The sequence below is a fragment of the Alcaligenes endophyticus genome (assembly GCF_026344035.1).
Lineage (GTDB): Bacteria > Pseudomonadota > Gammaproteobacteria > Burkholderiales > Burkholderiaceae_B > Alcaligenes > Alcaligenes endophyticus.
Genome location: NZ_JAPKND010000003.1, coordinates 92579 through 119123 on the forward strand (window position 1 = coordinate 92579; position 26545 = coordinate 119123).

The window sequence follows — 26545 nt, forward strand, 5'->3', positions numbered from 1 at the left end:
TGGCTAAGGCGTACGTCTCAGCCACCAAACAACACAGGCGCTTCCCCCTCTTCCCAGGGGGTATATTTATTCATTACGCTTTGCATCAAAGCCGAATCCAGCCACTGCTGCAACCACTGGTGCAAAGCCGGCCAATTTTGCTCTGCAAACCAAGCTTTATCTGTGTGGGCAAATTGACGTACAAATGGCATCAGCGCCAAATCTACCAAGCTGGCCTGTTCACCTAGCAAGTAACCCTGCCCAGCGATACGCTGGTTTAAATCCTCGAGTATCTGCGCTCCGAAACGGCGGTATTTCATTGCATAGTCAGCCGCATTATCGAAATCCGCCTCATGTTGATAACGGTCCGGATACTTATAGCGATCTAAAGCGCGCTTGAACTCACCATCATTGCGCTCAATCAAAACTAGACTGAGAGAGCGTAGGTCATCCTTTTTGGGCCAATAGTCTGAAGGATCGGACTGCTCCAGTGCCCACCGCATGATATCTAAACTTTCCTCTAGCACTTCGCCAGAGGCGGTTATCAACACAGGAACGGTACCTTTTGGCGAGGCCGTTAATAAGGCTGGTGGTTTATTGCGCAAGATAACCTCACGCAGTTCGCACTGCAAGCCACTGCTCAGCACAGCCAGGCGGGCTCGCATAGCATAGGGGCAACGGCGAAAAGTATATAAGATAGGCAAAGACATGCACAGCACACATAGTTCTACAACAACTATGTGTACCATAGGTTTAGGGCTTAGGCCAAGACTGGCTAACTTTTGACCGCTGCCTTCTTAGCCGCTGCCTCAATACGTCGTTGTTTTTCAAGTTTGTAATCCAGACGACGCTGTTCCATGTCGGCACCAATGTGAGTTTCGTGGCGCTCACGCGCTAACTCAACCTGCTGTTGACGTTCGCGAAAACGCTGCTCTTGCTCGGGAGTATGGGTGCCAAAGCAATACGGACAACTAACTCCCGCCTCGTATTGTTCCGTGGCCATTTCCAGCTCGCCTATAGGCATACGACATGCACGACAAAAATCATAATCACCCCGTTCTAAACCGTGGCGAACAGAGACTCGTTCGTCAAAGACAAAGCAGTCACCGTCCCACATGCTTTTTTCTTCGGGGATTTCCTCTAAGTATTTAAGTATGCCGCCTTGCAAATGATAGACGTGTTCAAAGCCTTGACTGCGCATGAAAGCCGTAGATTTTTCACAGCGTATGCCCCCAGTACAAAACATGGCTACAGGAGGATTATTATGCAATAGTCCACCCTCTTTTCGTTGTTCTGCCACCCAAGCAGGAAACTCGGAAAAACTGCTGGTATGTGGGTTCACTGCACCTTGAAACGTGCCTATTCCTACCTCGTAATCGTTGCGCGTATCGATGAGCACGACACCAGGTTGGCTTATCAGCTCATTCCACTGCTCGGGCGGCACGTACTCACCTACCATTTCAGCGGTTGCCAACTCAGGCACACCCATAGTGACGATTTCTTTCTTCAGTTTTACTTTTAAACGATAAAAAGGCGCTTTTTCGGCCCAAGACTCTTTATGCACTAGATCTGACAAGCGCGGGTCTTGACGTAAATGCTGCAACACGGCGCGTACACCCGCATCGGGGCCAGAAATAGTGCCGTTAATCCCTTCACGTGCTAATAACAACGTACCTTTAACATGCTGCTGCTCACAGAATGCAAATAAAGGATCACGTAACTGCTCAAAATCGGGGAGCTCCACAAACTTATATAGGGCTGCCACTAAATGTGTAGACATGGTTTTTACTCGAGAGATAAGCCCACCCCTGAACGTAGCAGGAGCGCCAATACATAGAAATAGAACAAACTATATAAAAAACTAGCAACGGGCTTTTTGACTAGCATCAAGACATAAGCAAATACTTAGCGAGCTCAGACATTGACTGGGACAATCACCACTATTTTACGCTCAGATACGACTTGTCGATACGCTACCTACCGTAAATCTTGGTCATTAATCCAAACCAGTGTACTGTAGCACCGTCACTGATTGCACTGCCTTTGGTCTAAACATGGATTCTGTTACACAAGCTGTTCTAGGCGCTAGCATTTGCGGCGCTACGTTGGGTCGCTTTCATGGCCGTAAAGCGATTGTCGCAGGAGCGTTGCTAGCAACACTACCAGACTTAGACGTCTTCTTATCTTACCCAGACCCCATCACCTCCATGACGAGCCATCGAGGTTTTAGCCATTCGCTTTTTGTACTCACCGCTGCCGCTCTACTTCTGAGTTGGCTTTGGCGAGTAGCACGTCCCGACCCCCGATACCAAGGTATCCGCCTGTTTGTTGCTGTTTGGCTGGCACTCATTACGCACCCTTTATTAGATGCTTTCACCTCGTATGGGACACAACTACTGTGGCCTACCGCAGCAACTCCCGCCAGTTGGTCATCCATTTTTATTATTGACCCACTCTACACACTTCCTTTACTCATCGCCACACTCATTGGCTTATGGGTGGGAGTGCGTCCCCTTGGCGCGAAAGTCTGTCAGTGGGCATTGTTGCTCAGTAGCCTGTATTTAGCTAGCTCTGTGGGAGCAAAATACTGGGCTGAGCAGCAGGCTCAACAGGTGTTAGGTAGAGCAGGATTACACGCTGAACGTGTATTCTCTGCCCCCCAGCCACTAAGCATACTGCTCTGGCGCGTCATTGCACGTACTGACACCGGCCAAGACTGCGAAATACAAATTGGATTGCTAGATAAACTACGAGCCGCCGGAACCCCAACAGAGTTTCTATGTCTACCGCATCAAATGCATTGGTTAAATGCCCTACCAGAAACGCCCGAGCTAGATCGTTTGCGGTGGTTTAGTAACGATTGGCTACGTTACGACCTTATCGATGACTTGCTCATTGCCAGTGACTTACGCATGGGCATCGGCCCAGGACAGTATTCGTTTCGTTTTGTGGTGGCAGAGCGCAATGTAGATGATAGCCTAAGCTACGTGCTGCCTTATCGATGGTTTGATACAGATTACACGCTCAAAGAACAGCTTATACCGGTCCTACGCCGCATCCTCTCCCCCACCCCTAGCCTGCCTTGGCAGCAGTGGTCACAGAAGCTGCAACAGCAACTAACCACAGAAGCCATCAGACAATAAAAGACCCTCGAGTTTACGCTCACTAAGACTCAAACTCGAGGGCGGATCCAGCGTAAAAACAGGCTACAGCTTTACTGCAGCATGCTTTCTACCTTCTGACGTAAGTTGGGATCCTGCTGTATGGCTAAGCTAATACCATTATATTCATCTAGCGACATACCACTTTGCTTGACTACGCTCACTAAGCGCTGGTCGGCCTCCTGAATGATGTTTTGACGAGCAGCATCATCTGGTGCGGCCTCTAGGCGTGGCTGATACTCAGCCGCCGCTTGCGCAACTTGCTTATACGTACTGACATAGTGTGTCAGTTGCGTATCGTTGGGCTGTATTGCCTGCGTAGTAGCCGGAACTGCGTTCTCTTGCGCACCTTGTGCTAAGGCGTAAGGGCTAGATAAGCCAAAGGCTATGGCTGCTGCCGCTAAAAACGCTTTCATGGATTGATGCATGGAACCTCCTTGTATCAGATACATTGTGCCTACATCATGACAAGACATAGCCCCACTGACAAGTATCGCTATGTAGCTTCCTGTATCAGCATCGCTCTGTAAGAACATAGCAATACGCTGTGGGTAATATGTCTCCAGTACAGCAAAGATACCCAACCTTTTTTAAATCATCATGACAATCACCATCCCCCAAAGCGTTAGTAAGGTATTACTGACGGCATAGGGCACGGTATAACCTAACATCGGAACGTTGCTTTGTGCTGCTTCTGCCACCATAGCAACCGAGGCAGTACTAGTACGGGCACCACCACAACAACCTAGGTTAATCGCTGGGTCAAATTTAAAAATGTATTTCCCTATCAGCGGAGCAATCAGCATTGGCACCCCGGTAGCAAACAGCCCCCAGAAAAACAGACCTAACCCCAACTCTTTCACACCACTAATAAAAGTTGGACCAGCAGTAATTCCCACCACTGCAATAAACACATTCAAGCCTACTGAGTTCATAAACCACAGCGTAGCACTGGGCACACTCCCCAACTTAGGTTTGAAGCTACGTAACCAGCCAAAAACCAACCCCGCTACTAAAGCCCCACCCGAGGTAGACAAAGTAATAGGAACTCCGTTGATCGGAACAACGATAGCGCCAAGTAAACCGCCCAATACAATACCAGCACCAACAAACACCATATCCGTCACACTGGTTGGACGGTCTGCAAAGCCAAACTCTTCAGCAACCGCATCTACATGCTTGCGGCTACCACTCACGCTGACGATATCGCCACGGTGTAACTTAGTTTGCGCCTGCACTGGAATATCAACGTTGAGTGAACCGCGCCGAATTCGAGTCACGTACACCCCGCGCGCTTTAGGCGATTTCGATAGTTCTAAAAGCGTTTTATCGATTGCATGTTTGCTGGTCACTACAATATCAATTGCCTCGACCGGAATTTGCAACAAATCCCTGTCCGCCACTTCTTCAGCTTTGTGAGACCATTCTACCAATGACTCATGTCGCCCTGACACAGCAATAACGTCCCCCACTTGCAGCACCGTATCATCATCAAAGTCGATGATTTTTCCATCTCGTCGCAAGTTTTCTAGGAACAAACGCTCGCCCGCCCATGCCTCTGCCTGAGCCACCGTTTTCCCAGCGATAAAGTCTGGCTTATTGAGTTTGAAGGCGCGCACAATGTACTGAAACCACGCAGACTCAATACCACCGTCTGGTTCACCCACTGACATTTCTTTTTCGTAGCGTTTACACTCCGCCACAATATCAACCCGCAGTAACTTGGGGCCTAAGAAAGCAATAATCCAACCGGTACCCACCGTGCCGAATAAATAGGTCACTGCATAAGCAACCGGCATATGCGCTAACTCATCCTGAGTTTGCTCTGGCGATAGGCTCAAGCCGCCTAGTGCATCAGTTGCCAAACCTATAGAGGCAGAGATAGTTTGCGTTCCTGCTAACAAGCCCGCGGCCAAACCTGGGCCATAACCTGCAACACGAGCAGCTATGTACACTGATAATAGGCACAGCACACAAACCACCACCGCAAAGGCGGCTTGGGGCAGACCATCACTGGCGATTCCGCGTACAAACTGTGGCCCAACCCCAAAGCCCACAGAGAACAAAAACATAATAAAGAAAATGGATTTAATCTGCGAAGAGATATCAATACCAATTTGCCCAATGATTACGCCTGCAAGCAGAGTACCAGTGACAGCTCCAAGGCTAAAACTACCGAACTTTAACGCTCCAATCCAATACCCTACTGCCAAGGCTAAAAATATTGCCAGTTCAGGATTAGAGCGCAAGGTGGCCTCTATCCAATGCCAGATTTCCATTTTATCTCCTTAGTAGCTCAGCCCAAAACATCGATAAATGCTTTGGGCTATCAGCTCCGATGATTAATTACTGAGCCGCTAGGCGGATAAGCTGCAAACCTTTACTAGCTTCGTAGCCATGTACTTCTTTAACATCTAATTTACGCATGAACTCAATCGTGTCTGCACCAATGATTTGCCCAGGCACTAAAATAGGAAAGCCCGGCGGATACGGAATAACCATCTTGGCTGACACCATGGCAGGCCCTTCTCGTAGGCGTCGGTCGCACTCTTCACTATTTAAGGCCACATACTCACAATTTTCCTGATCCCAGCTACGGAAAAAAGCGTCGCGTATATTACCTTCCACCGCCGCATGATTACCCACATCCGTGCGAAAGTCAGGGTGAAACTCGCTAAAGTTAGGTAGATCCGGGACATCATGCATCAAACTTTGTACCCGTTGCTCAAACTGCAAACGCCCCTCTTCGCCACTACGCGCTAAATGGACTTCAATCTCAGTAGAAATTTCCATTAACACGCGAATCAAGTGAGCGACGTCACTGCGGGTATTATTAATATTGGATTGCAACAGTACCGAATTACGCGATGTCTTATTAAGCTGTATGTCGAATCGGCTCGCTAACAAGTTTTTAAACTGCGTACCATCGTATCCCGCGGTTCCGCACACCAAGGTAATACGCGTTGGATCCAAGAAAAACTCATCGTCCCGTATGCTCGCTACTGCCTTATTCCAATGCATACCTTCGGCCAGAAAGTCAACAAAGCCACTTTCACGAAACTGCTCGGGTATCATTTCATCGGCACCCAATACAGTGAAAAAGCGAGAAATAAGGGGATGCCGCTTAATTTGACTACGAATATCAAAAGCGATTTGTATAGCATTACTTACTAAGCCATATCCTTCTAACTCCATTTGGCGTCGGGCAACATCAATGGATGCAATCAACTGTTGATTAGGACTCGTTGTGGAATGCGTGAATACTGCCTCATGAAACTGAGGTTCAATCTTATAGAAATCCACATCTTTGACCAACACCATCGATCCTTGACGGATCGCTGACATGGACTTATGGGTCGAGTTTGTTTGATACACGCGTAAGCGTACAGCCCTAGGATCAGGGATTAAGCGCGTTGCTAACAAGGTTTCCGCCGAAGGTTGCTCGCCCAACTGCTCTTGTTGCTGCTCATAATCTCGGATTGAGTTCGGATCAGCTAACCAGCTTTCAATATTGGCCGCGGCCCCCATCGCTGTACGTGGTCGCAAAAATGGAGACCAGTGAGCGAAACCAAACCACGCCTCATCCCATAAAAAGACCAAGTCAGGTTTAATAGCCAGGCACTCTTCCATCACTCTGCGGGTGTTATAAACGTGGCCATCAAAGGTACAATTGGTCAAGTCCACTGCCCGTACACGCTCTAGCTTGCCCTCGGCTTTTAAGTCTAGCAGCGCCTTTTTGATAGCACGTAGCGGCACAGCCCCGTACATCGAGTAAGCTTTCATCGGAAAAGCTTCTACATAGTAAGGCAGCAAGCCGCCCAGCACCATGCCGTAATGATGTGACTTATGGCAGTTTCTATCAACAATGACAATATCACCGGGTTTCGCTATCGCCATCAGTACCATCTTGTTTGACGTACTGGTTCCGTTAGTCACAAAATAGCAATGCTCTGCCCCAAACGCCTTGGCTGCTCGCTCCTGAGCCTCTTTAATATTGCCAGTGGGCTCAAGCAAACTATCTAAACCACCTGTGGTGGCCGAGGACTCCGCCAAAAATAAATTGTGCCCATAAAACTCTCCCATGTCTCGTATCCAGTCTGACTTAAAAACGGACTTACCACGAGCAATGGGTAAAGCATGAAAGGTACTAATGGGCTGCTTGGCGTAATGCTTGAGATTATCAAAAAAGGGAGTGCGATAACGTTGCCTCACCCCTTCCAAGATAGATAGGTGCAGTTCCATCGGCTCTTCGACTGCATACAACACCCGTCGTATACATTTTGCACGACTATCACTGGCGATTTCCTCAGGATGCCTATCCGATAACATATAGATATCTAGTTCGGGCCGGTAATTGGCCAGCACATCAGCCAGTTGTAACGCTAAATGATCGTCATCGATATGTACGCTGAGCTCTTGGATCGCGTGATCCAACAATGGCACTTTTTGCTTACTGCTAAAGTCAAAGCCTTCAAAAATAGCCACTGCCGCAATATTAGGATTAACCGCTATGGCACAAAAAGCGTCCTGAAAGCTCTCCACCACTACTGGTTCATAGACAAAATCGTCCTCTTTGCGACGCATCGAACGCAGCAGTTGGACATTACGCTCCACTCGGGAGTTTGCACTTGGTGCTACGATCAACACCTCAAAATAGGGGCGTCCTCCTAAAGCCTCGTCGTGCGCGCGGCCATCGCTTAAAGCGCTTGCATCAGGATATAGCTGCCACTCATGCGACTCTTCTTTGTAGTAACGAGCCAAAATAGAAAAGGAAATACGTCCGCATAAAGCGACAAAAGCATCTCGTTGCTCAGCGACCAACTGTGCAGCCAATGCTTGCATCAAGGGTTTGCCCGGATAAGCATGGAGTATTTCCAAATCACTCAACTGCGTAAAATGCTCTTGCACCTGCTCACTACTTACCTCGTGCTTGAGCCATTTACGACCTAACTCAAGCATTTCACGCCATCTGTCTGTTCTCACCGCAGTCAATGAAAAGATTTGATCCAGAGACACTGCCGGCTTGGTGATCTGAGCACTCATGTCTACCTCATTTAAAAAGGTTGCTACGTTTTAGCGAAAATTAGCAACAAGAGTGAGTGTCTCAACCACTCACGCAGCCCCTGTTACACATAACCACCACAATATTTATACACACATCGCATAAGTCAAGAAAACTCTAGCATAGTTTATTTACTAATTATCATTTTCTCTCATATAAAAACGATTGTATTTTCCCTTAGTGACCCCATAATCCAAACTTTACCCTCGCTGATCTAGTGCTTTTCATTCTGTTGCAACGAGTCATTCATGCTTGCTTGTTGCGGGAATAACGTAGCAAAAACGTAAGTAAGTCTTTCGACTGCCTAACTTGTTAGCAAACGCCAAAGTGAAGGCGAGCGCTACACCGCCAACGCGCAACCAGCTTTTAAAAAATATATCTGCTGATAGCGATAATCAGCGATACATATATAGAAACAACATGGCCCGCAGAAGTCTATACCATAAAAATGTAGCCTCTTTCTTTACCCATTTTCTAACAGTCAGGAGCGTGCATGATCCATATACTGTATTTAGAAAACAACCCAGAACACATCGAGCTATTTCTACAACAAGCGGCCTCAGTTGGCTTAACTGCTGTAGCAGCGGGCTCTGTAGAAGAAGCCCTAGTACGATATCAACAAAAAACGGCTCAGTTTGTTTGTGTAGGAACCCAGTTTCCTGAACATGCAGCCCAGGCGCTTCATGAGCGTTGGTCAAAAAAGCATGCCGCTCACTTTTATTGGTCCACCCCCTTAGGCTCTGCCTCAAAAACTCCAAAAGTGAATCGCATACATAGCTTTTTACAAAAGATTAAAGATGACCATGAGGCCACTATAAATCTAGCTAAGCAAAACCCGCCACAGCATGATTTCTATGGCTTTGTCGGGCGTTCGCCCAGCATGCTTAAACTTTACCAAGAGATTCGTAAGGTGGCCCCCACCGATGTTCCAGTGCTACTTATCGGAGAGAGCGGCACAGGTAAAGACTTAGCAGCAAATGCCATACATCAACATAGCTTACGTAGGGAAAAAGCCTATATGCCTGTTAATTGCGCAGCCCTTTCCACTCAGGTCATAGAAAGTGAGCTCTTCGGCCATGAAAGAGGTAGCTTCACAGGCGCTGAAAAGGATAGACAAGGTTATTTTGCTACTGCCCATGAGGGCACTTTATTTTTAGATGAAATAACAGAAATGCCTATACAGGCACAAACTAAGCTATTGCGTGTGGTAGAAAAAGGGGAGTATTTACGGGTTGGCAGCAGCACTATTTTTCATTGTAATTTTCGCCTTATTGCCGCCACTAATCGCGACCCGATTCAAGCTATTCAAGCACAACGCCTACGCGAAGACCTTTATTATCGCTTAAGCGTATTCCCTATTTACTTACCTCCCTTACGAGACCGCGGTGACGATATTGAACGTCTAGCGCAGAAATTCTTAGAAAGCCTGAACCAAGAGCATCACACTCATAAGCAACTTTCTGCGGCTAGCCTGACACATTTAAAAAATTATGATTGGCCTGGCAATGTCCGTGAGTTACATAACGTAGTCTTACGCGCTTATATCCTCGGTGATCAGCAAGAAATACACTTATCAACTGAGTTAGAGCAAGAGGCGTGAGGCCCCCTGCCCAAACGTACACTTACGGACTAGGGCTTTGCATAGAACGGTACAACACGGTGGCATGCTGAAAGTGTTGCTGCAATATAGGCAATGCATCATTCGCAAACCCTAGCACCTCACGATCTTTGCCACGCTCGATATAGTCTTGAAACCTTTTGATGGTTTCTTCATGCGCCGCCACACCCAGCTTTTGCGCATAGTCGGCGTCAAAATCACGCCCTTCTTTGCTCTTTAATAACGTTAGCTTGGCTTTTTGCATCAAGCTAGGCCCTTCAGGCATATCTATCTCTAGCCGGGCCGCTATTTGCTGTAAGGCTTGCGCTAGCTGCTTGTGCTCATCAACCATCATCTGAGCATAATCTTTTACCCGAGGATCAGTACTGTACTCTAAGGCATAGTGTGCTGCCTCCATTTCGTAGTTACCCGCGTGGGCGGCATCCTCTATAAACCCTTTTTCCTCGGAAAACATGTCTACCGCTTGTGCGCTCCGCAACCCCATGCCCAACACCAAGGCCGCTGCAAAAGTCATACATATCCAATGACGGTTACGCATATACGCTCCTTACTGTGTGTTCATCAAATTTGCCACTGCTGTTCGGCATGCCGATAGCTGCAGCCACTTATCTTTATCCTAGCAAGCACTGTGCCCATCCTGTGCTGCCCGCCCTTGGGAACACTATTTGCTAACTAAATTGGCGATACAGGGTGAAAGGTCTAGCATTTTTTCTTCTTTATGTTCACACCGACAGGGAGGCCATAGCATGTCCTTACAACTTACTCCTCAATTGAAAATGCAATTGCATTTATCGCAACGGCTACAACAAGCCGCCCGCCTACTCGAAATGTCTGCCCAAGACGTACAGCAGCTCATCGAACAGAGTCAGGATAATCCTTGTATTGAACAGGCCGAGGCTCCCGAGCCCTTACAAGTTGATCATTTAACCCATAAACACGCACATGCCGATATCTCCGAGTGGCAAGACAGAGTGACTGCTCCTACTCCACGCTACCACCAGCTCTATAGCAACGTCCGCTTAAGCCATGCTAGCCCCGAGATCAAACTACTGTGTTATTTCATTATTGATGCATTAGATGAAAATGGCTATTTCACGCAACAGTTCGATCACTTATTACCCAGCGGCCACCCTGGCGTGGCTGACAGCGATTGGCAGACAGCTCTGGCCCTTGTACAACAGCTTAGCCCGGCTGGCATGGCTGCACGAAACCTAACAGAAGCCCTACACTTACAAGTTCAAGCTTTAGGGCTGCGCGACACCAGCCTTGAACAAGCCTTGCATTATTTCATTGAGCATGACCTAGCGCGCATCGCCAAAGGTGAAATGAGCCATTTAAATGACTATTCAACCGAAGCCCCTCATGTGCGCTACAAGGATTTACTTAGGATGGTGCGCCGCTTAAATCCTAAGCCTGGACTACATTTCGCTTCCACCCAACCGGCTATACGGATACCTGACGTTTACCTTGTTCGTCATCAAGGCCAATGGCTTATTGCGCCCAACCCGAACAGCATGCCTGAAGTAACGGTGCCGACTGAATATATCCAATATTTGGCAAGCCACAAACATCAAGCACTTCAGGCCAAATTAAAGGAAGCTCAACAATTAAGCACTGCTTTAGCCATGCGTAAAGCCACCATATGTCGAGTAGCTACCCGCCTTGTGGAGCATCAGGCTCTATTTTTTGAAGTGGGGGAGCAAGCCCTGCAAGCACTGACTATACGTCAGCTTGCACAGGACCTAGGCCTGCACGAATCGACAGTCTCGCGTGCCACCATGAACAAATACATCAGTACGCCGATGGGCATTTATAGCTTTCGCTTCTTTTTCTCCGGTGAGCTAGAAACAAGTTTTGGAGGACGCTGCTCTAGCGCCACGGCTAAGTCCCTCATTCGTGACTTAATCAAAGCTGAACCCAGCGATGCCCCATTAAGTGATGTAGACATACACCAGCACTTACGCCAACAAAGCATAACGATCTCTAAGCGTACCGTTACCAAGTACCGCTTACAAATGCGTATCCCGAACGCTAAAGAACGATCACGCCATGCCTTATTGAAGGATTTGCATTAAGTCTCCCGTTCTGCCCCTATTTCCTCGCAAGCTGCCCCACACCTTAATAGCCTAGGAACACTTTCTGCTAGAAGAAAAGTACCGGTCAACGGTTTTTTTTCAATTTAGGAGAGTCTTATGACTAAGCATACTGATGATAAACACCACGGTACCGAGAATCGCGGCTTTGCTTCAATGGACAAAGACAAGCAACGTGAGATTGCAGCGGAAGGGGGACGTGCTGCGCATGAGAAAGGCACAGCACACGAATTCACCTCTGAGGAGGCTCGTAAAGCCGGCGAAAAAGGTGGGAAAGTAGCCCACGAACGAGGCACCGCGCATGAGTTCACTTCTGAAGAGGCTCGCGACGCAGGCTCAAAAGGGGGGAAAGCTGCCCATGAAAAGGGCACAGCACACGAATTCACCTCTGAAGAGGCTCGTAAAGCAGGTGAGAAAGGCGGCCAAGCTAGCCATGGGAAAACGCATCGTTAAGTCCAAGAACGCCCAAGTGAGCTTTTTTCCAAGCCGCTTGGGCTTTTCCTGTCAAGGAGCGCATAGTATGTCTGATACCCGCGACACATTAAACCAACAGCGTCACATCCAAGAACAACAAAATAAAAAAGACCAACAAGGCTTAGACCAAACCGAGCCCGTTACCCATGCAGCCACGCGTCCTGGCAGCCACTATCCCACTCCTCCACTACCGGCGCAACAGCAACAGAAACCTGGCCTTGAGACTGATCTGACGCCGCCGCCAGACTATCAAGCGACCCGCTACCGCGGCAGTGCAAAGTTAGAAAATAAGGTCGCCCTGATTACGGGTGGCGACTCTGGTATAGGACGAGCAGTAGCAGTTCTTTATGCACGAGAAGGCGCTGATATTGCCATCGTTTATCTCTGCGAAGAGGCGGACGCTGAGCAAACTAGAGCGGATGTGGAAAATGAGGGCAGACAATGTTTATGCTTGCGGGGCGACGTCAAAGATCCAGAGTTTTGTCGTCAAGCGGCAGAGCAGGTGGTAGAGCATTACGGAAAAATCAATGTACTGGTTAATAATGCAGGCTTCCAAGAGCATGCTTCCTCTTTACTAGATCTTAGCCCCGAGCGTTTGGACGAAACATTTAGAACCAATATTTACGGGTATATTTTCATGGCCCAAGCATGTTTACCCCATCTTCACCGAGGCGACTGCATTATCAATACCAGCTCGGTCACCGCGAGTAAGGGGAATGCACAATTGCTGGACTACGCCAGTACCAAAGGGGCCATTAACGCTTTCACTTATTCATTAGCAAGCAATCTAGTCGATGAAGGCATCAGAGTGAATGCCGTATCTCCAGGCCCAGTCTGGACACCACTAAATCCTGCCGATCGCCCCGCCTCTGATATGGCTGACTTTGGAAAGGAAACGGCCTTTCACCGCCCTGCGCAACCTGAAGAAATTGCCCCTGCCTATGTATATTTAGGCAGCAACATCACTGCCAGCTATGTAACAGGTAGCATATTGTCTATTAGCGGCACACCAGGGAGCTAAAATGCAATTACTACCCGATCTATACCATGTCGCTCTATTCTTGGACGTGGATGGCACATTAGCGCCCATCACCCAGCGCCCCCAAGCCGTAGAATTACCTCGTAGTACCTTACGGCTGCTGGAACAATTAAATACCGCCTGCAATGGCTCACTTGCCTTAGTGTCCGGGCGCGACCTCTTAACACTGCGACGCCTATGCCACCCAACTCCTGTGGCCCTGATTGCTGAACACGGTATATGCATGGAGGATCAAGACTCACAGGTGCTTTGGTCGGCCGAGCCTGAGCTAGGTGGTTTCGAACAACTAGAACAAGCCTTACAGTCTTTGTTGCTACCTTACCCCAAGGCTTGGTTAGAACGCAAAACACTCAGTTTTGCCTTGCACTATAAGCTTTGCCCAGAAGCCGGCCCCACACTAGAGAGAAAAATACAGGAAATCCTGCAACTTCATCCGCACTACACCCTACTTGCTGGTAAAGCGGTATTGGAATGTATTCCTAAAGCGTGCGACAAAGGTGTAGCTCTGGCTAAGGCCCATCAGCTACCTGTTTTTAGTGGCAAAATTCCCATTATGGTAGGAGACGACCTAACCGATGAGCCCGCTTTTAATTATGTGAATCAGCAACAAGGCATCAGCATTAGAGTAGGCCCGCAAAACTCAACCAGTCACGCGACCTATCAGCTAGAAGACTCAGACAAGCTACTTTCATTACTAGGCTTCATGCTCGCTAAACATGCGTGCCGGCAAGCAGGTTCCTCTAGTAATAATTATGCTCCCTAAGGTTTTTCATAAGTTGATCAGATATATGCCCAGAAAACGCTCTGTTGCTAGTGGCCTCCATGTCCATCGATTTGCTTATCCGGCCCGAATACCATTTTTATTATTTATCAAAGCTGGATAAATCTGTGACTTATAGGTACTCAAGAAGGGGACAGCCTCCTATTACTCAGTGCTGAGCCCTGCAATTGAGTACGCATGCATTTATGTACACTCCCACATAAGCCATTGGGCTCACCCTATCCAGGGTGTTGAGTTCGATATGCTCCTTAGCGAACCGGCAGACGAGCTAAGTGGCTACATGCGTATTCCCCCTTTTGAGTGAAGTACTATTTAAACATAGGTATAAGGCAGAGCTAATCTTTATAAATATGTGAACAAAATCGATAGATAGTGCCACACATACGCCGTACCTGTGACCCTGTATCAACTCGTTCAAACCTCTCCCGCCGTGAAAACCTTTAGACGGCCGAATAAGTTTTCAGGTACACAGAGCTTAAAATATACCTAGTCCCTGCAATATGTGCTACTCAGCGCTATATAACTACTTAGGTATAAGAATTAATATGCCGATCCGGGAACGGTAACAACAGCGTCAATACTCCCTTTAAACTTTGCCAGCAACTCGGTAGCAGCTCGGCGCAATAGAACTGCATCAACACCCACCGCAACAAAATCCACCCCTAAATCAAGGTATTTCTTGGCTTGATTAATATCGGATTGCAATATCCCTGAAGCTTTGCCACTCTCACGTATACGCTGTATGGATTGCTCTATTACTGCAATAACATCTGGATGCCCAGGAGTACTGATATATCCCATACTAGCGGCCAAATCAGCTGGGCCAATGAACACGCCATCAACACCATCCACCTGAAGTATGTGATCCAAATGCTGCACCCCCTGCGTAGACTCCACCTGACAGATAAGACAAATTTCCTCGTCCGCCCGGGTAACGTAATCACTTACCCCACCCCATTTGGCGGCACGCGCAAGCGCGGTTCCAACACCGCGGACACCTCGGGGCGGGTAACGCACAGCCGCCACCGCAGCTTGGGCATCGGCTGCATTCTGGACCATAGGAATAAAGAAATTTTGTACTCCTATATCAAGCAATAGCTTCAATTGCACAGCGTCGTTACTGGCTGGCCGAACAACCGGAGCTACATTATATGCAGCTACAGCCTGCATCTGAGCCAGAATAGTTTGTAAAGTATTGGGAACATGCTCCCCATCGATTAAGAGCCAATCGTAACCAACACCGGCGCATAGCTCTACTGTGTAGGCACTGGCTAAACCCTGCCATAAGCCAATCAATGGCCTGCCACTTTTTAAGGCCGTTTTAAATGGATTTGAAGGATGCTGCATACTCATTCTCCCGGCAAGTAAGTTAGATAAAACGACAATTTATTGTACCCAGCGGTCCGTAGTCAGCGTAGAAAACATCGCCCGCCTGTGCCGTGACGGGACGCGTAAATGAACCTGACAAGACCACCTGACCACGCTCTAGGCCGGAGCCTACCAAGGCAAGCTTATTGGCTAACCACGCGACACCATTACCGGGATGATTTAAGACACCCAAAGCCAAGCCGGTTTCCTCTATGATGCCGTTTCGCATCAGCCCCGACCCCATCCAACGCAGGTCAACAGCATCGGGACGTACCGGGCGTCCACCTAGCATTACAGCCGCGTTAGCCGCGTTATCCGCAATGGTGTCGAATACGGTGCGTGTTTTTCCGGTTTCTGGATCAATTTGATGAAAACGAGCATCAATGATTTCCAATGCGGGCACGACGTAGTCTGTCGCTAATAACACGTCTGACAAGCTGATATTGGGGCCAACCAGATCATGCTTAAGAATAAACGCCAATTCAACTTCGACCCTAGGTACGATGAAACGCTGCGCGGGCAAGGGCTGTCCGTCCTGATAAAACATATCATCAAGCAGCACACCAAAGTCAGGCTCATCGATATTGGATGATAGTTGCATAGCACGTGAAGTCAGGCCAACTTTATGCCCTCGTACACTGCGGCCTGTCTGCAGCTTGTGATTCACCCACGCACTCTGAATGGCGTAGGAATCATCAATGCTCATGTTTGGATACCTGAGTGACACCTGCTTAATCTGTTGCCCTGTTTGCTCGCTCTGCTCAAGCTCGGCCGCCACCTGCTGTATGATTTTGGAATCCAACATCACGCACTCCTGAATAAGTCCGTAGCGACAAAAGCTCATGGCGCTAAACATCCGCTACGGCACGTTTGTATTGTGATTAAAAACGAGACTACCGTAGCGCTTGTGCTTAACAATCGGCGCTAACCCAAGCACAGATCTTGCTACGCTACGGACGATCTTGGGTTAGCGCTCTGCCCAGCAAAAACGCTACCCACAGACCACTATTTTTTTTCTGCTGCAAGACGAGCATGCAGCTTATTTTTTTTCCATGTGCCTGCTTCGCTGAACTCGTTCAGCTCTAAGGAAAGCGCAATATCCACCTGTTCGTCTAAGGGTTCAAAGTGATGAGTCATGATGGCGAACAATGCATCACCCGTGGCCTGTTTAACCACCTCGGGCCTCCCCGCCCCAATCTTAAGATTGGCATGTACAAAAGCAGCGGACACCTGCCCGTTCGCGATACAAAAAGCATCAACCTCTATTGCGCGCACGCGTATACCCGCCAGCGGGTATACAAGCTTATTGTCAAAGCTTTGTGTCGCCAGGGCTCTTGCCAAATCGTTACACAACTGGGAAAAACGCCCTTGTTCACGAAGGTTCCCACTGTATTCAATCGTCAAGTGCGGCATACTAAATTCCCCAACGCGGGATAGGGTGCTGCCCCATCGATATACACACATTCTTAAGTTCGGCAAATACTTCGTAGCTATAGTGCGATCCTTCCCTTCCTACTCCCGAAGCTTTGGTTCCACCAAAAGGCTGACGCAGATCTCGTACATTTTGGCTATTCACAAACACCATGCCAGACTCAATGCCACGTGCCATTCTTAATGCTCTTCCTGTGCTTTCTGTCCATACATAAGATGACAAGCCATAACGGATATCATTGGCTAACTGTAAGGCATGGTTCTCGTCGGTGAAGCGAATCAGGCAAGGAACCGGCCCGAAAATTTCTTCTTGGGCAATGCGCATACTGTTGTCTACATCCGCAAAAACAGTAGGTTCAACCCAAAAGCCATTGGCAAACCGGCTGTCTAGGCTTGGCGTACCACCCCCCGTAACCAGGCGTGCTCCTTCTTGCTGACCTAACTCAATATAGCTAGTCACCTTATTCCAGTGGTCCTTGCTGATCATAGGACCAATTATGGTATCGGGATCCATGGGGTCGCCCACTTTGATGCGCTGTGCCCGAGCAGCGAAATCGGCAACAAAACGCTCATAAATAGAATCTTGAATCAGAATGCGGGAACCAGCAGTACAACGCTCACCATTGTTAGAGAAAATCATGAATACGGCCGCATCCAGCGCACGCTCGTAATCAGCATCGTCAAATATAATGAAAGGTGACTTGCCCCCCAATTCCATGGAATACTTTTTCAAGCCTGCGTTCTGTACTATACGATTTCCCGTTTCGGTACTGCCTGTAAAAGAAATAGCACGCACACCAGGATGTCGTACCAGTGCATCACCCGCGGTATGCCCATAACCATGAACAATGTTCAATACACCTGCCGGAATACCTGCCTCCAGCGCCAGCGCACCCAAACGATCGGCTGTCAAAGGGGACAGTTCGCTCATTTTCAGAACCGCAGTATTGCCTAAAGCTATACAAGGCGCAGTCTTCCAGGTTGCGGTCATGAAGGGCACGTTCCAAGGAGAAATCAGAGCGCATACGCCAACCGGCTGCACCATGGTGTAATTCTGATGCCCTGTGTCTGACAGAAATGCCTCACCATCCATACGCATGCATAGATCAGCGAAGTAATGAAAGTTATCAGCAGCACGAGGTACCAGAGCCTTACGGGTCTGACCAATGACCTGCCCTGTGTCCTGTGTTTCCAGCTCTGATAACTCAGGCACATGAGCGGTGATCAGCTCACCGAGTTTGCGCATAAGTTTGGCGCGCTCTGCAGCGGGCCTGCCCGACCAAGCAGGGAAAGCCTGAGCTGCCGCCTGCACTGCAGCATCCACCTCCGCTGCGCCACCACTGGCCACCTCTGCCAAAACCTCGTTAGTCGCTGGGTTGCGAGTTTCAAATACGTCGGTGCTAGTAACATATTCACCGTTAATAAGATGCTTAATCATAGGTTTCTCGAAGCTTATTGTTTGGATGCAAAATACTGCTCATCACTCACGATGGTATTGACCAAGATACCTAGGCCTTCAACCTCTGTTTCAACCACATCCCCGGCCTTCACATCTACAGAGCCTTTTGGTGTCCCGGTTAAGATCACATCGCCTGGTGATAAAGTCATGAAGGAAGAGAGCCATTCGATCAGGGTAGGCACATCAAAAATTAAGTCCGCTGTAGTGCCTTCCTGAGTGACTACACCATTTACGCGGGTCTGCAAACGCAGATTGCCCGGATCCCGAATGGCATCACGCGATACCAACCATGGTCCCATCGGAGTGCAGTTATCACGCCCTTTTACCCTGAGATTAGGACGATAGTAGTTTTCCAAGTAGTCACGAATCGCATAATCATTGGCAACCGTATAGCCTGCTACGTAGTCCAAGGCATCAGCTTTACTAACTCGGTAAGCTGTTTTACCAATCACTACAGCGAGTTCGCACTCATAGTGCATAAACGTTACATCGGCTGGACGCCTAGTTATGGTTCGATGACCAATAACAGTGCCCGCCGGTTTGATAAACGCTACCGGCTCTGAAGGTGGTGTAAAGTCCAACTCCCGAGCATGATCTGCATAATTAAGACCCAAAGCAAATACCGTACGCGGTTCAACCGGTGGTAGCCACTGCACGTCTTGCTCGCTAAGCTGACGGCCATCTGCCAACACAACTGTGCCGTCTGGACCTGGTCGAACATGATGAATACCGCCATTCCATACAATACGCCCCTGCTTCATGCCTGCACCTCTTTATCAAATGCTCGTAACGTGAACTCAATTGCCCCCACTTGTGATCCAGTAATCTGAACACGGCTGCCTACCATCGCTTGCACAGCCTGAAACTTGACTCCCACGAGTAGGATATCCCCCGCTCTAAGAGTCATGAACTCAGAGATATCGGCTAATAACTGTGGCACGTTTCGCAGCAAGTCGGTAAACGTACGGCTGCCTTTCTGTACTTGATCTACCGTAATCTGAAGGCTCACATCGCTGAGCTCACTTAAGCTGGAGGCTGGGATGAACGCACCAAACACACAAGAATCATCGAAACACTTCTCGCGCACAGCAGGACGGTAATAGCTGACGTGGGGGAGGCTCAAATCGGCAACCAATGTATAACCAGAGATGTAATCACTGGCTGTTTCTGGTGTAACTCTTGCCGCATCACGGCCCATAACAATTCCCATAGTGGCGCCCACTTCCACCGACTGCTCACCCTGAGGCAACATAATATTTGCTCCCGAGGAAACCCACGTGTTAGCAGGTTTGATGTACAAGATCGGAGCCTGTGGAGCTGCCTTATATGGCACCTGATCAAACTCGTTTTGTAATTGCGTCACCGACTCTTGATCATTGAGTATCACTCCAAACACCGTCGCCGAACTGGGCGGCCCCTCCAAAGGTAACAACATGTGCCTATCCTTATGAAATAACACCATTTGCGGTTTTATAAAATTCACCGCAACTCACTAACATGTGAGTATAATAATCACTAGCATGCTAGTAAGTCAACGGCAGGCCGTATCAAAAAATATTGAGTATCATCCAAGCTGGAAAAAATCAAGAGAGTCTCCATGTCACCTAAACTGGCCCAAGCTAACCTTCCTCAATTACTCCTTAAAGCACGCGAAAGCATATTCCGTCACTTTCGCCCAATCATCACGCACTTCGGTTTGACCGAACAGCAATGGCGCATCCTGCGCACATTGGGCGAACATGAACAACTCGAACCACGCGAACTGTGCGACATGTGTCAAATTCTCAGTTCAAGCATGGCCGGTGTCTTAGCCAGGATGGAGGCTAAGGAGCTCATTCAACGGGCGAAGGTCCCCAACGACCAGCGGCGTGTGTTCATCAGTACAGCGCCTAAAGGTGAGGAGCTGATTGCACAAATAGCACCGTTGATTGAAGCCCAGTATCGTTACCTAGAAGAACGACTAGGGAAAGCACTGGTCTCACAAACTTATACCACTTTAGAGTCCCTCATAGAGCGTGAGAAAAACAGCATCGTTCAGGCCGTAGAACTGCCCGGAGAAGCGGCTAAACAGCCAACAGGGGACTAATCTCGCTGTCGATGAGAAAGCGCTTTATCTTCAAAATGTATTTGACAGAGCAATTACTTATCATGTTAAGCTTCTGCCAATAAAATTAAACCTGATGTTATTTAACCTTAATATACAGCGTCAAACATGAAGGAGACTTTTCTATGTTTTCAAGACTAAAAGCGTGTTTTTTATCAATTGCGTTTATCTCTATAGCAAGTAATGCTTATGCCCAAGACTTTCCTAACAAGCCAATTCATTTAATCGTTCCTTTTACGGCCGGAGGCGTTTTAGATACGCTAGCCAGAACAATAGGCGCAGAGTTGTCAAAAAAGATAGGGGAATCAGTTGTTATAGAAAATAAAACCGGGGCCAGCGGTAATATTGGAACAAGCTATCTGGCCAGAGCAAAACCGGATGGATATACTATTGGAATGGGTACGATTGCGACGCATGGAATCAATCCTGCTTTATACAAAGACCAACTACCTTATGATCCACGCGCAGATTTTCAACCTTTAGCACTAGTAGCCGAACAAACCAATATTGTTCTAGTAAACCAAGAAATGCCGGTTACTAGCATTCCTGAGCTCATCGAATATGCCAAAACCTCGAAAGAGGGGCTCTCCTACGGCTCAGCGGGAAACGGTAGCTCCCAACATCTAGCAGGCCAATTATTTAAGTTGCAAACCAATATAGATTTGCTGCACATCCCCTATCGAGGAAGCGTACCTTCGCTAGTAGACTTAGCTGCAAACCGCATTCAGCTTATGTTTGTCGATATTCCAGCGGCCCTACCATTTATTCAAAACAATTCGGTTCGACCTATCGCTGTTACCGCAAAAACTCGCTCCCCTGCCTTCCCAGAGCTGCCCACCATTGCCGAGCAGGGTATTGAGGACTTTCAGGTGCGTGCCTGGTTTGGTGTTTTTGCGCCAGCGAATACGCCAGCACCGATTGTGTCTTTTTTATCAGAAAATATCATGGAAATAATGCAACGCCCAGATATTCAGGATAAATTAAAAGAGCTTGGCATTGATCCAAAATCAGAAGGCCCGGAACTATTCAACAATTATATGGAAAATGAGTTAGTACGCTGGGCAGAAATTATTGAACAGGCAAATATTACACTGTAATTTTTCCAACATCTTATAAGTGGAGCTATTGTTTTGGGAAAAATGAATGATAAAGCAGTAATCATTACTGGCGCCTCGACCGGAATAGGGAAAGCGATGGCATTCACTTTCGCAAAAGAAGGTGCAAATGTAATACTGGGCGATATCAATAAAGAAAATGGTAAAAATGCCGAAAAAGAAATTACTGAAAGTGGGGGTAAGGCTAAATTTATCTACCTTGATGTAACCGAAGAAGAAAGTGTAATACTTGCTATCAATGAAGCCAAAAATACGTTTGGCAATATTCACGCCTTGATCAATAATGCAGGTGGCTCCAGCTTAAACGACAAATCAATTACTGAAATTGATCTGGAAGAATTCTGGCGGGCTATCAAAATCGATTTATACGGAACGGTTCTATGCTGCCGTTATGTTATTCCAGAGTTGATTAAGGCTGGCGGTGGGGCTATTGTCAATATGGGCTCCATTGCAGCGCTGCGTGGCCTAAAAGGACGTGATGCTTATACAGCAGCCAAAGGCGGAGTGACAGCGTTAAGTCGCGCCATTGCTGTAGAGCATGCTGCCAACAATGTCCGTTGCAATGTTATTGCACCCGGTGCCGTACTGACCGATAGAATTAAACACTTTATCGACGTCGATCCTCGCGTGCGCACAGCTGTAGAAAAACACTTACTAGGGCTACCCGAGCCCGAAGAGATAGCACAAATGGCCTTGTTCCTCGCTTCGGACGATTCGAAACACGTAACGGGCGCTACTTTCCAGATTGACGGAGGCCGTAGCGCTGCCGCCTAAATTCATACTAGGACTTATATACAAAAAGGCTCTGCTCCCTTAAAACGGAGCAGAGCCTTTTTCGTGCTGTATGTCCAGCCGCTCATCACTTATAAACGTGCACCACTCATTTCTGTCTGTGCACGGATGGCCTTAGGCTCTGGAATGGCATTGCCGCTAACAGGCGTAATAGGAAACACCGCATTAATTTGGCCAGTACCCGATGCGGCAAAATAAGGGGTCAATACCTCTGCTTTACCATCATACTCGGACCAACCCAAGGCGCCCATAAGCATAGCAGTATCATGCATAAAGCCTTCACCATGCCCTTTGGCGGCATACTCAGGCAACATGGTGCAAAAATCTGACCACTCTCCCTGCTCCCACATCTGAATAACGCGTCGATCTAGATTTTCTAGAAAAGGACTCCATATTTTTTGTGAAAAATTCTGCGTCACACCATTTTGTGCAAAGCGATGGCTAAGGCTACCACTGGCCAAAAACGCTACATTTCCATCGTAATGTTCTTCAACCGCTTCGCGCATCGCCCAACCTAGCCTGGCACTATCATCAAGATAATGTGCCATACATAAGGCAGATACCGAAACAACTTTAAAAGCCTGATCCTGATTCATATAACGCATTGGAACCAAGGTTCCATACTCAGGACCGAGCGTGGTGTTCGGATGGGCCAGTGTTTCCACCTGATATTCATTACAAATATTAGCCAAAATATCGCCTAGCTCCGGGTTTCCAGGAAACTCGTAGTCCATATTCGCAATAAAGTTAGGCAGCTCGTTACTGGTATACACCCCTTTAAAATGCGGCGCGCTATTAATATGGTAGGCAGCATTTACCAGCCAATGCGTATCAAACACAACGATCGTATCCACATTCAGTTCATGGCAACGACGTGCTATTTCCTTGTGTCCGTCAATCGCGATCTGCCGTACACCTTTCATCGGTCCGTCCAGCTCGCTTAAGTACATAGAGGGAACGTGTGTAATTTTTGCGGCTAAAACTAACTTGCCCATCTTGTGCTCCGTTTTTAGGATTTCACAGACTTTATCCACCAACTGCGAAATCCCGATTAATAATTTGACTTAATCTATGATGATTTAGTCTCCCCTTTTAGACGGACGTCACCCGCTCAAGAGCTTCCTCACAGTGACACAGATCCTCATCTCCTACTGTATCAGGCGCTTCGATAGACGAAATAACGCGACCATTAATCCAAATTCCATCGCCTATATTTTCTATCACTTCTAGTACGGTCTGATTCTTTAAGCGGATAAGATCACCTTCTTGAAGTTCCATGAAGTTAACAAACATGCCCGCCTCCCTAAAAAAACATCGTTAGGTTTTTGGCCAGCAATACGCTTTGGCCCAAGTGAATTTCACGACGTGCCAACTTAAGCTTTGTACCCACTTTACGCAACACGTCGTAACGCCGCCCCGAAAAATAAAACTCTTCGTGTTCGCACCGATTCTGATAGGTGATAAAACGGCTGCACACCTCAAACTCTTCTTGCCCCAACTCGTTAACTCTCTTGCCAGTTACTTGCACATTAGATACAAGGCGGTTTAGTCGCGACAAAGGCTCTTCTGACCAATGCACCCCCGTCAAAATTTGCTCTGCTCGCTTACCTAATGTCCACTTATCTTCGTTAAACCAGCTCATGTCTTTTTCATAGCGAGTCTTTTCTTCTTCTGCATGCTCTCCAAACTTGACATTGAACATCATAGGCATGAAGTACACTAGATCCTCTTCTAGTGTATCCAACCACTCATGAAAGCGGCGGGTATCTAATAGTTCTGCCTCGTCATACAGAAACTCTTCGGCCTGTCCACGCAGTAAATAGTACTCAGCATCCCGCACAACTGGCTGGAAGGAAGTATGCTCAACGTGTGCCAATTCTGACATTTTTTTCTCCAAACTGATTAATTGCTTCTTATTGGTACCGGACCGCCCTGATGAGAAAAACACCCCACATCAATAACGGTTCCGGAGATGGCCGCTGCTGCAGGCGATAATAAAAAACCAATCGCATTCGCCATATCAGCGCCTGACATTGGACGGCCCGCTACTGTTCCGGGACTTGGACGACTAGTAAACTTCTCGATATCGCCCCCAAAACGACCCACGCTCATCCCAGTTACAATTCCACCTCCTCCGGGAATTACGACGTTCACCCGCACCCCCTCATGAAAATGGTCGTAAGCCATAGCCGTGCTCAAAGCCAAGAGGCCACCTTTGCTACTCGCATAAGCAGCCATGCCCGGCTTGCCGTATCCGGCACCAGAGCCGACATTAACGATGGAGCCACCACCTTGAGCAATAAGGTGCGGCAAGACCGCTCGACTCATCAGGTACGCACCTTTCAGATTGACCTCCAGAATGCGCATAAATAAAGCCTCATCAGTGCTTAATACCGTACCTAAAGGGCCGATAGCGGCATTATTTACTAGACCATCAATCCGTCCAAAACACTCCAAGGCAGTCGTGGCTACTAATTGCGTATCCTTAGCCGACGATACATCGGCCTCTAGTACCTTAATTTTTTCAGACAGGCCTAAGGACTCTGCCCGCTCCTGAAAATCGGTAAACCCTTGCGCGGTACTGGAAACTTGCGGACTGCTTAAACCGAAGGCCAGCACACGATGCCCCGCCTTGGCTAAGGCTATCGTGACATCCAACCCCAAACCATAGGTGCCACCTGTCACAATCGTGACAGGCTCGTGATCATTGGTGCTCATAGTAGGCAGGCGACTAATCATGTTTACCCAACAGCACTTCCCAGTCTGCATTATTCATATAGTCGCGCCAGCGACGATAGAACTGACGGGGATTTTCCTCGCTCACCTGCAAACTCACGTTGCCGGCTACGGGTCCACTGCCTACAGGCTCTACAGCACCCAACGATTGCATGTAGTTGTATGGGTGACGACGGGCTATAGGTCCACGGGTCGCCGCGGTAGCATGATTCCAGTTTTCCATATCATCCTGCTCCGTCATGCCAGCAGGGCCGGAGTAGCGCATATAATAACGACGCAGGAAATCTTTCACTGACTGAGGCGCATCCTTGTCGACAAGGAAGAAACGCCACGCTTCGGTGGACTCGGGGCCATGCGGATGCCAGACACAAATTGAACGGGGCTGGCGACCATGAAATGAAGCGTTGGGAAACAAGGTGCCCACAAAGGGAACTAAACGTGCTTGCTCGCCCAAGCGACGCTGCCGCTCTTCGTGGCAATGACGAAAATATTCTGCAATTTCAGGATTGTTCTGGAAGGTATCCACGAATGGCGAGTCCTCCGGAATAATGGCACTATGTACACCGTGACCTGCCGGAAAGTTCACCCATAGGTGTTTAGCATGCTCCAACTCGTTATCTCGGCGCCCCTTTACTCCCGCCTCTGCGCTGGGGCCAATACCTACTAGGTCCACAGAACGATGGCTGACATTGTGATAAGTATCACCCAAGAAGTTTTCTGCTGGAAACTTCCAGTTGCAGGGAATGATCCACTTGTGTACCCCCATCAATACTTCTGATCCGCCCTCCCGACCGTCGCGAGAATCTAAGGCCAAATCCAGATGGAGTAAAGCATCACCCATATAGGTGTGAAAATCGGGAGCATCTTTATCCCAAGTCGCCCAAATAGTGCCTTTATAGTTCTGTAACTGAGCCACCTCAATCAATGACCAGTCTTCTTTGTTCAAACAGTCTTCATATAAGCTTTTATATTGGGGTACACCAAATAATTTGCCCTCGGTGGTAAAACTCCAGCTATGGTAAGGGCAAGTAAATAGGGTGGTATTGCCCTTATCGTACTGACATACCTTCATACCGCGATGTCGACATGAATTCAAAAACACATGAATCTTGTTTTTTTTATCACGTGTCAAAATCACTGACTCGGTGCCCATACGAGAGGTAAAGAAATCGCCTGGATTAGGTATCTGGCTTTCATGACCAACAAATAGCCATGCACGCGTGAATACCTTCTCAACCTCTTCATCAAAAATCGATTTGGCGGAGAATATCTCGCGACTGATCAGACCCTGATCAGTATCAATTAATGCATCATAATTCATCATAAAATCACA

26 protein-coding genes are annotated in these 26545 nt (G+C 48.1%); 9 read left to right on the forward strand and 17 right to left on the reverse strand.

What is annotated here, in order from left to right:
* Positions 1 to 17 precede the first annotated feature (17 nt).
* Positions 18 to 689 (reverse strand): glutathione S-transferase, encoded by a 672-nt coding sequence (locus OSH01_RS06935; RefSeq protein ID WP_266123354.1) that lies wholly within the window; start codon positions 687 to 689, stop codon positions 18 to 20.
* 65 nt (positions 690 to 754) lie between these two features.
* Entirely contained in the window at positions 755 to 1759 is a 1005-nt protein-coding gene (gene trhO, locus OSH01_RS06940; RefSeq protein ID WP_266123355.1) for an oxygen-dependent tRNA uridine(34) hydroxylase TrhO, read from the reverse strand.
* A gap of 274 nt (positions 1760 to 2033) precedes the next feature.
* On the opposite strand from trhO, the gene OSH01_RS06945 reads away from it, so the two are divergent.
* Complete coding sequence (locus tag OSH01_RS06945) at positions 2034 to 3122, forward strand: metal-dependent hydrolase (RefSeq protein WP_266123356.1); 1089 nt, start codon at positions 2034 to 2036, stop codon at positions 3120 to 3122.
* Positions 3123 to 3193: 71 nt separating this feature from the next.
* Here the strand turns inward: OSH01_RS06945 and OSH01_RS06950 are convergent, their stop codons facing one another.
* The 3 genes from OSH01_RS06950 to OSH01_RS06960 all read right to left on the reverse strand — a co-directional run bounded on the left by OSH01_RS06950 (position 3194) and on the right by OSH01_RS06960 (position 8183).
* Entirely contained in the window at positions 3194 to 3568 is a 375-nt protein-coding gene (locus tag OSH01_RS06950; protein ID WP_266123357.1) for a DUF4168 domain-containing protein, read from the reverse strand.
* 162 nt (positions 3569 to 3730) lie between these two features.
* Positions 3731 to 5419, reverse strand: a complete 1689-nt coding sequence (gene aspT / locus OSH01_RS06955; RefSeq protein WP_266123358.1) for an aspartate-alanine antiporter — start codon at positions 5417 to 5419, stop codon at positions 3731 to 3733.
* A 67-nt stretch (positions 5420 to 5486) separates the two neighbouring features.
* Positions 5487 to 8183: an aminotransferase class I/II-fold pyridoxal phosphate-dependent enzyme gene (locus tag OSH01_RS06960; protein ID WP_266123359.1), complete on the reverse strand. Its 2697-nt coding sequence runs from the start codon at positions 8181 to 8183 to the stop codon at positions 5487 to 5489.
* Positions 8184 to 8695: 512 nt separating this feature from the next.
* On the opposite strand from OSH01_RS06960, the gene OSH01_RS06965 reads away from it, so the two are divergent.
* The gene (locus OSH01_RS06965) at positions 8696 to 9802 is read left to right on the forward strand and encodes a sigma-54 interaction domain-containing protein (protein WP_266123360.1); all 1107 of its coding nucleotides are present in this window, start codon (positions 8696 to 8698) and stop codon (positions 9800 to 9802) included.
* A gap of 22 nt (positions 9803 to 9824) precedes the next feature.
* On the opposite strand, the gene OSH01_RS06970 is transcribed toward OSH01_RS06965, so the two are convergent.
* On the reverse strand, positions 9825 to 10358 hold the full coding sequence (locus OSH01_RS06970) for a DUF4142 domain-containing protein (RefSeq protein WP_266123361.1): 534 nt from the start codon (positions 10356 to 10358) through the stop codon (positions 9825 to 9827).
* Positions 10359 to 10566: 208 nt separating this feature from the next.
* On the opposite strand from OSH01_RS06970, the gene rpoN reads away from it, so the two are divergent.
* The 4 genes from rpoN to otsB all read left to right on the forward strand — a co-directional run bounded on the left by rpoN (position 10567) and on the right by otsB (position 14189).
* The gene (rpoN, locus tag OSH01_RS06975) at positions 10567 to 11895 is read left to right on the forward strand and encodes an RNA polymerase factor sigma-54 (protein ID WP_266123362.1); all 1329 of its coding nucleotides are present in this window, start codon (positions 10567 to 10569) and stop codon (positions 11893 to 11895) included.
* A 117-nt stretch (positions 11896 to 12012) separates the two neighbouring features.
* Complete coding sequence (locus OSH01_RS06980) at positions 12013 to 12366, forward strand: KGG domain-containing protein (protein ID WP_266123363.1); 354 nt, start codon at positions 12013 to 12015, stop codon at positions 12364 to 12366.
* Between the two features lie 67 nt (positions 12367 to 12433).
* Entirely contained in the window at positions 12434 to 13408 is a 975-nt protein-coding gene (locus OSH01_RS06985; RefSeq protein WP_266123364.1) for an SDR family oxidoreductase, read from the forward strand.
* Position 13409: 1 nt separating this feature from the next.
* Positions 13410 to 14189: a trehalose-phosphatase gene (otsB, locus tag OSH01_RS06990; protein WP_266123365.1), complete on the forward strand. Its 780-nt coding sequence runs from the start codon at positions 13410 to 13412 to the stop codon at positions 14187 to 14189.
* Positions 14190 to 14747: 558 nt separating this feature from the next.
* Here the strand turns inward: otsB and OSH01_RS06995 are convergent.
* The 6 genes from OSH01_RS06995 to OSH01_RS07020 all read right to left on the reverse strand — a co-directional run bounded on the left by OSH01_RS06995 (position 14748) and on the right by OSH01_RS07020 (position 19900).
* Positions 14748 to 15554, reverse strand: coding sequence for an HpcH/HpaI aldolase/citrate lyase family protein (locus OSH01_RS06995; protein ID WP_266123366.1), 807 nt, complete (start codon positions 15552 to 15554; stop codon positions 14748 to 14750).
* 22 nt (positions 15555 to 15576) lie between these two features.
* Positions 15577 to 16380 (reverse strand): 2-oxo-hept-4-ene-1,7-dioate hydratase, encoded by an 804-nt coding sequence (gene hpaH, locus OSH01_RS07000; RefSeq protein ID WP_266123367.1) that lies wholly within the window; start codon positions 16378 to 16380, stop codon positions 15577 to 15579.
* Positions 16381 to 16580: 200 nt separating this feature from the next.
* Complete coding sequence (locus tag OSH01_RS07005; RefSeq protein WP_266123368.1) at positions 16581 to 16988, reverse strand: 5-carboxymethyl-2-hydroxymuconate Delta-isomerase; 408 nt, start codon at positions 16986 to 16988, stop codon at positions 16581 to 16583.
* 1 nt (position 16989) lies between these two features.
* Positions 16990 to 18444: a 5-carboxymethyl-2-hydroxymuconate semialdehyde dehydrogenase gene (hpaE, locus tag OSH01_RS07010; RefSeq protein ID WP_266123369.1), complete on the reverse strand. Its 1455-nt coding sequence runs from the start codon at positions 18442 to 18444 to the stop codon at positions 16990 to 16992.
* A 14-nt stretch (positions 18445 to 18458) separates the two neighbouring features.
* Complete coding sequence (locus tag OSH01_RS07015) at positions 18459 to 19226, reverse strand: fumarylacetoacetate hydrolase family protein (protein ID WP_266123370.1); 768 nt, start codon at positions 19224 to 19226, stop codon at positions 18459 to 18461.
* Positions 19223 to 19900: a fumarylacetoacetate hydrolase family protein gene (locus OSH01_RS07020; protein WP_266123371.1), complete on the reverse strand. Its 678-nt coding sequence runs from the start codon at positions 19898 to 19900 to the stop codon at positions 19223 to 19225. The genes OSH01_RS07015 and OSH01_RS07020 overlap by 4 nt, the downstream gene beginning before the upstream one ends.
* 162 nt (positions 19901 to 20062) lie before the next feature.
* Between OSH01_RS07020 and hpaR the strand changes: the two genes are divergently transcribed.
* The 3 genes from hpaR to OSH01_RS07035 all read left to right on the forward strand — a co-directional run bounded on the left by hpaR (position 20063) and on the right by OSH01_RS07035 (position 22458).
* A complete protein-coding gene (gene hpaR, locus OSH01_RS07025; protein WP_266123372.1) occupies positions 20063 to 20551 on the forward strand; it encodes a homoprotocatechuate degradation operon regulator HpaR in 489 nt (162 codons plus the stop codon).
* Positions 20552 to 20694: 143 nt separating this feature from the next.
* Positions 20695 to 21666, forward strand: a complete 972-nt coding sequence (locus tag OSH01_RS07030; RefSeq protein WP_266123373.1) for a Bug family tripartite tricarboxylate transporter substrate binding protein — start codon at positions 20695 to 20697, stop codon at positions 21664 to 21666.
* A gap of 42 nt (positions 21667 to 21708) precedes the next feature.
* Positions 21709 to 22458, forward strand: a complete 750-nt coding sequence (locus tag OSH01_RS07035; RefSeq protein WP_266123374.1) for an SDR family NAD(P)-dependent oxidoreductase — start codon at positions 21709 to 21711, stop codon at positions 22456 to 22458.
* A gap of 89 nt (positions 22459 to 22547) precedes the next feature.
* Here OSH01_RS07035 and hpaD read toward each other — a convergent pair whose 3' ends face one another.
* The 5 genes from hpaD to OSH01_RS07060 all read right to left on the reverse strand — a co-directional run bounded on the left by hpaD (position 22548) and on the right by OSH01_RS07060 (position 26536).
* Positions 22548 to 23471 carry a 3,4-dihydroxyphenylacetate 2,3-dioxygenase gene (gene hpaD, locus OSH01_RS07040; RefSeq protein WP_266123375.1) on the reverse strand — a complete coding sequence of 308 codons (924 nt, stop codon included), beginning with the start codon at positions 23469 to 23471 and terminating at the stop codon, positions 22548 to 22550.
* A 97-nt stretch (positions 23472 to 23568) separates the two neighbouring features.
* Positions 23569 to 23769: a hypothetical protein gene (locus OSH01_RS07045; protein WP_266123376.1), complete on the reverse strand. Its 201-nt coding sequence runs from the start codon at positions 23767 to 23769 to the stop codon at positions 23569 to 23571.
* Positions 23770 to 23779: 10 nt separating this feature from the next.
* Positions 23780 to 24361, reverse strand: a complete 582-nt coding sequence (locus OSH01_RS07050; RefSeq protein ID WP_266123377.1) for a 3-phenylpropionate/cinnamic acid dioxygenase subunit beta — start codon at positions 24359 to 24361, stop codon at positions 23780 to 23782.
* Positions 24362 to 24378: 17 nt separating this feature from the next.
* On the reverse strand, positions 24379 to 25194 hold the full coding sequence (locus OSH01_RS07055; RefSeq protein ID WP_266123378.1) for an SDR family NAD(P)-dependent oxidoreductase: 816 nt from the start codon (positions 25192 to 25194) through the stop codon (positions 24379 to 24381).
* A 13-nt stretch (positions 25195 to 25207) separates the two neighbouring features.
* Positions 25208 to 26536 carry an aromatic ring-hydroxylating oxygenase subunit alpha gene (locus tag OSH01_RS07060; RefSeq protein ID WP_266123379.1) on the reverse strand — a complete coding sequence of 443 codons (1329 nt, stop codon included), beginning with the start codon at positions 26534 to 26536 and terminating at the stop codon, positions 25208 to 25210.
* Positions 26537 to 26545 lie beyond the last annotated feature (9 nt).

Bases quoted from the DNA above. Each gene is read 5' to 3' on its own strand.
- OSH01_RS06935 (WP_266123354.1), bottom strand. From the start codon at position 689: ATGTCTTTGCCTATCTTATATACTTTTCGCCGTTGCCCCTATGCTATG.
- trhO (WP_266123355.1), bottom strand. From the start codon at position 1,759: ATGTCTACACATTTAGTGGCAGCCCTATATAAGTTTGTGGAGCTCCCC.
- OSH01_RS06945 (WP_266123356.1), top strand. From the start codon at position 2,034: ATGGATTCTGTTACACAAGCTGTTCTAGGCGCTAGCATTTGCGGCGCT.
- OSH01_RS06950 (WP_266123357.1), bottom strand. From the start codon at position 3,568: ATGCATCAATCCATGAAAGCGTTTTTAGCGGCAGCAGCCATAGCCTTT.
- aspT (WP_266123358.1), bottom strand. From the start codon at position 5,419: ATGGAAATCTGGCATTGGATAGAGGCCACCTTGCGCTCTAATCCTGAA.
- OSH01_RS06960 (WP_266123359.1), bottom strand. From the start codon at position 8,183: ATGAGTGCTCAGATCACCAAGCCGGCAGTGTCTCTGGATCAAATCTTT.
- OSH01_RS06965 (WP_266123360.1), top strand. From the start codon at position 8,696: ATGATCCATATACTGTATTTAGAAAACAACCCAGAACACATCGAGCTA.
- OSH01_RS06970 (WP_266123361.1), bottom strand. From the start codon at position 10,358: ATGCGTAACCGTCATTGGATATGTATGACTTTTGCAGCGGCCTTGGTG.
- rpoN (WP_266123362.1), top strand. From the start codon at position 10,567: ATGTCCTTACAACTTACTCCTCAATTGAAAATGCAATTGCATTTATCG.
- OSH01_RS06980 (WP_266123363.1), top strand. From the start codon at position 12,013: ATGACTAAGCATACTGATGATAAACACCACGGTACCGAGAATCGCGGC.
- OSH01_RS06985 (WP_266123364.1), top strand. From the start codon at position 12,434: ATGTCTGATACCCGCGACACATTAAACCAACAGCGTCACATCCAAGAA.
- otsB (WP_266123365.1), top strand. From the start codon at position 13,410: ATGCAATTACTACCCGATCTATACCATGTCGCTCTATTCTTGGACGTG.
- OSH01_RS06995 (WP_266123366.1), bottom strand. From the start codon at position 15,554: ATGCAGCATCCTTCAAATCCATTTAAAACGGCCTTAAAAAGTGGCAGG.
- hpaH (WP_266123367.1), bottom strand. From the start codon at position 16,380: ATGTTGGATTCCAAAATCATACAGCAGGTGGCGGCCGAGCTTGAGCAG.
- OSH01_RS07005 (WP_266123368.1), bottom strand. From the start codon at position 16,988: ATGCCGCACTTGACGATTGAATACAGTGGGAACCTTCGTGAACAAGGG.
- hpaE (WP_266123369.1), bottom strand. From the start codon at position 18,444: ATGATTAAGCATCTTATTAACGGTGAATATGTTACTAGCACCGACGTA.
- OSH01_RS07015 (WP_266123370.1), bottom strand. From the start codon at position 19,226: ATGAAGCAGGGGCGTATTGTATGGAATGGCGGTATTCATCATGTTCGA.
- OSH01_RS07020 (WP_266123371.1), bottom strand. From the start codon at position 19,900: ATGTTGTTACCTTTGGAGGGGCCGCCCAGTTCGGCGACGGTGTTTGGA.
- hpaR (WP_266123372.1), top strand. From the start codon at position 20,063: ATGTCACCTAAACTGGCCCAAGCTAACCTTCCTCAATTACTCCTTAAA.
- OSH01_RS07030 (WP_266123373.1), top strand. From the start codon at position 20,695: ATGTTTTCAAGACTAAAAGCGTGTTTTTTATCAATTGCGTTTATCTCT.
- OSH01_RS07035 (WP_266123374.1), top strand. From the start codon at position 21,709: ATGAATGATAAAGCAGTAATCATTACTGGCGCCTCGACCGGAATAGGG.
- hpaD (WP_266123375.1), bottom strand. From the start codon at position 23,471: ATGGGCAAGTTAGTTTTAGCCGCAAAAATTACACACGTTCCCTCTATG.
- OSH01_RS07045 (WP_266123376.1), bottom strand. From the start codon at position 23,769: ATGTTTGTTAACTTCATGGAACTTCAAGAAGGTGATCTTATCCGCTTA.
- OSH01_RS07050 (WP_266123377.1), bottom strand. From the start codon at position 24,361: ATGTCAGAATTGGCACACGTTGAGCATACTTCCTTCCAGCCAGTTGTG.
- OSH01_RS07055 (WP_266123378.1), bottom strand. From the start codon at position 25,194: ATGAGCACCAATGATCACGAGCCTGTCACGATTGTGACAGGTGGCACC.
- OSH01_RS07060 (WP_266123379.1), bottom strand. From the start codon at position 26,536: ATGATGAATTATGATGCATTAATTGATACTGATCAGGGTCTGATCAGT.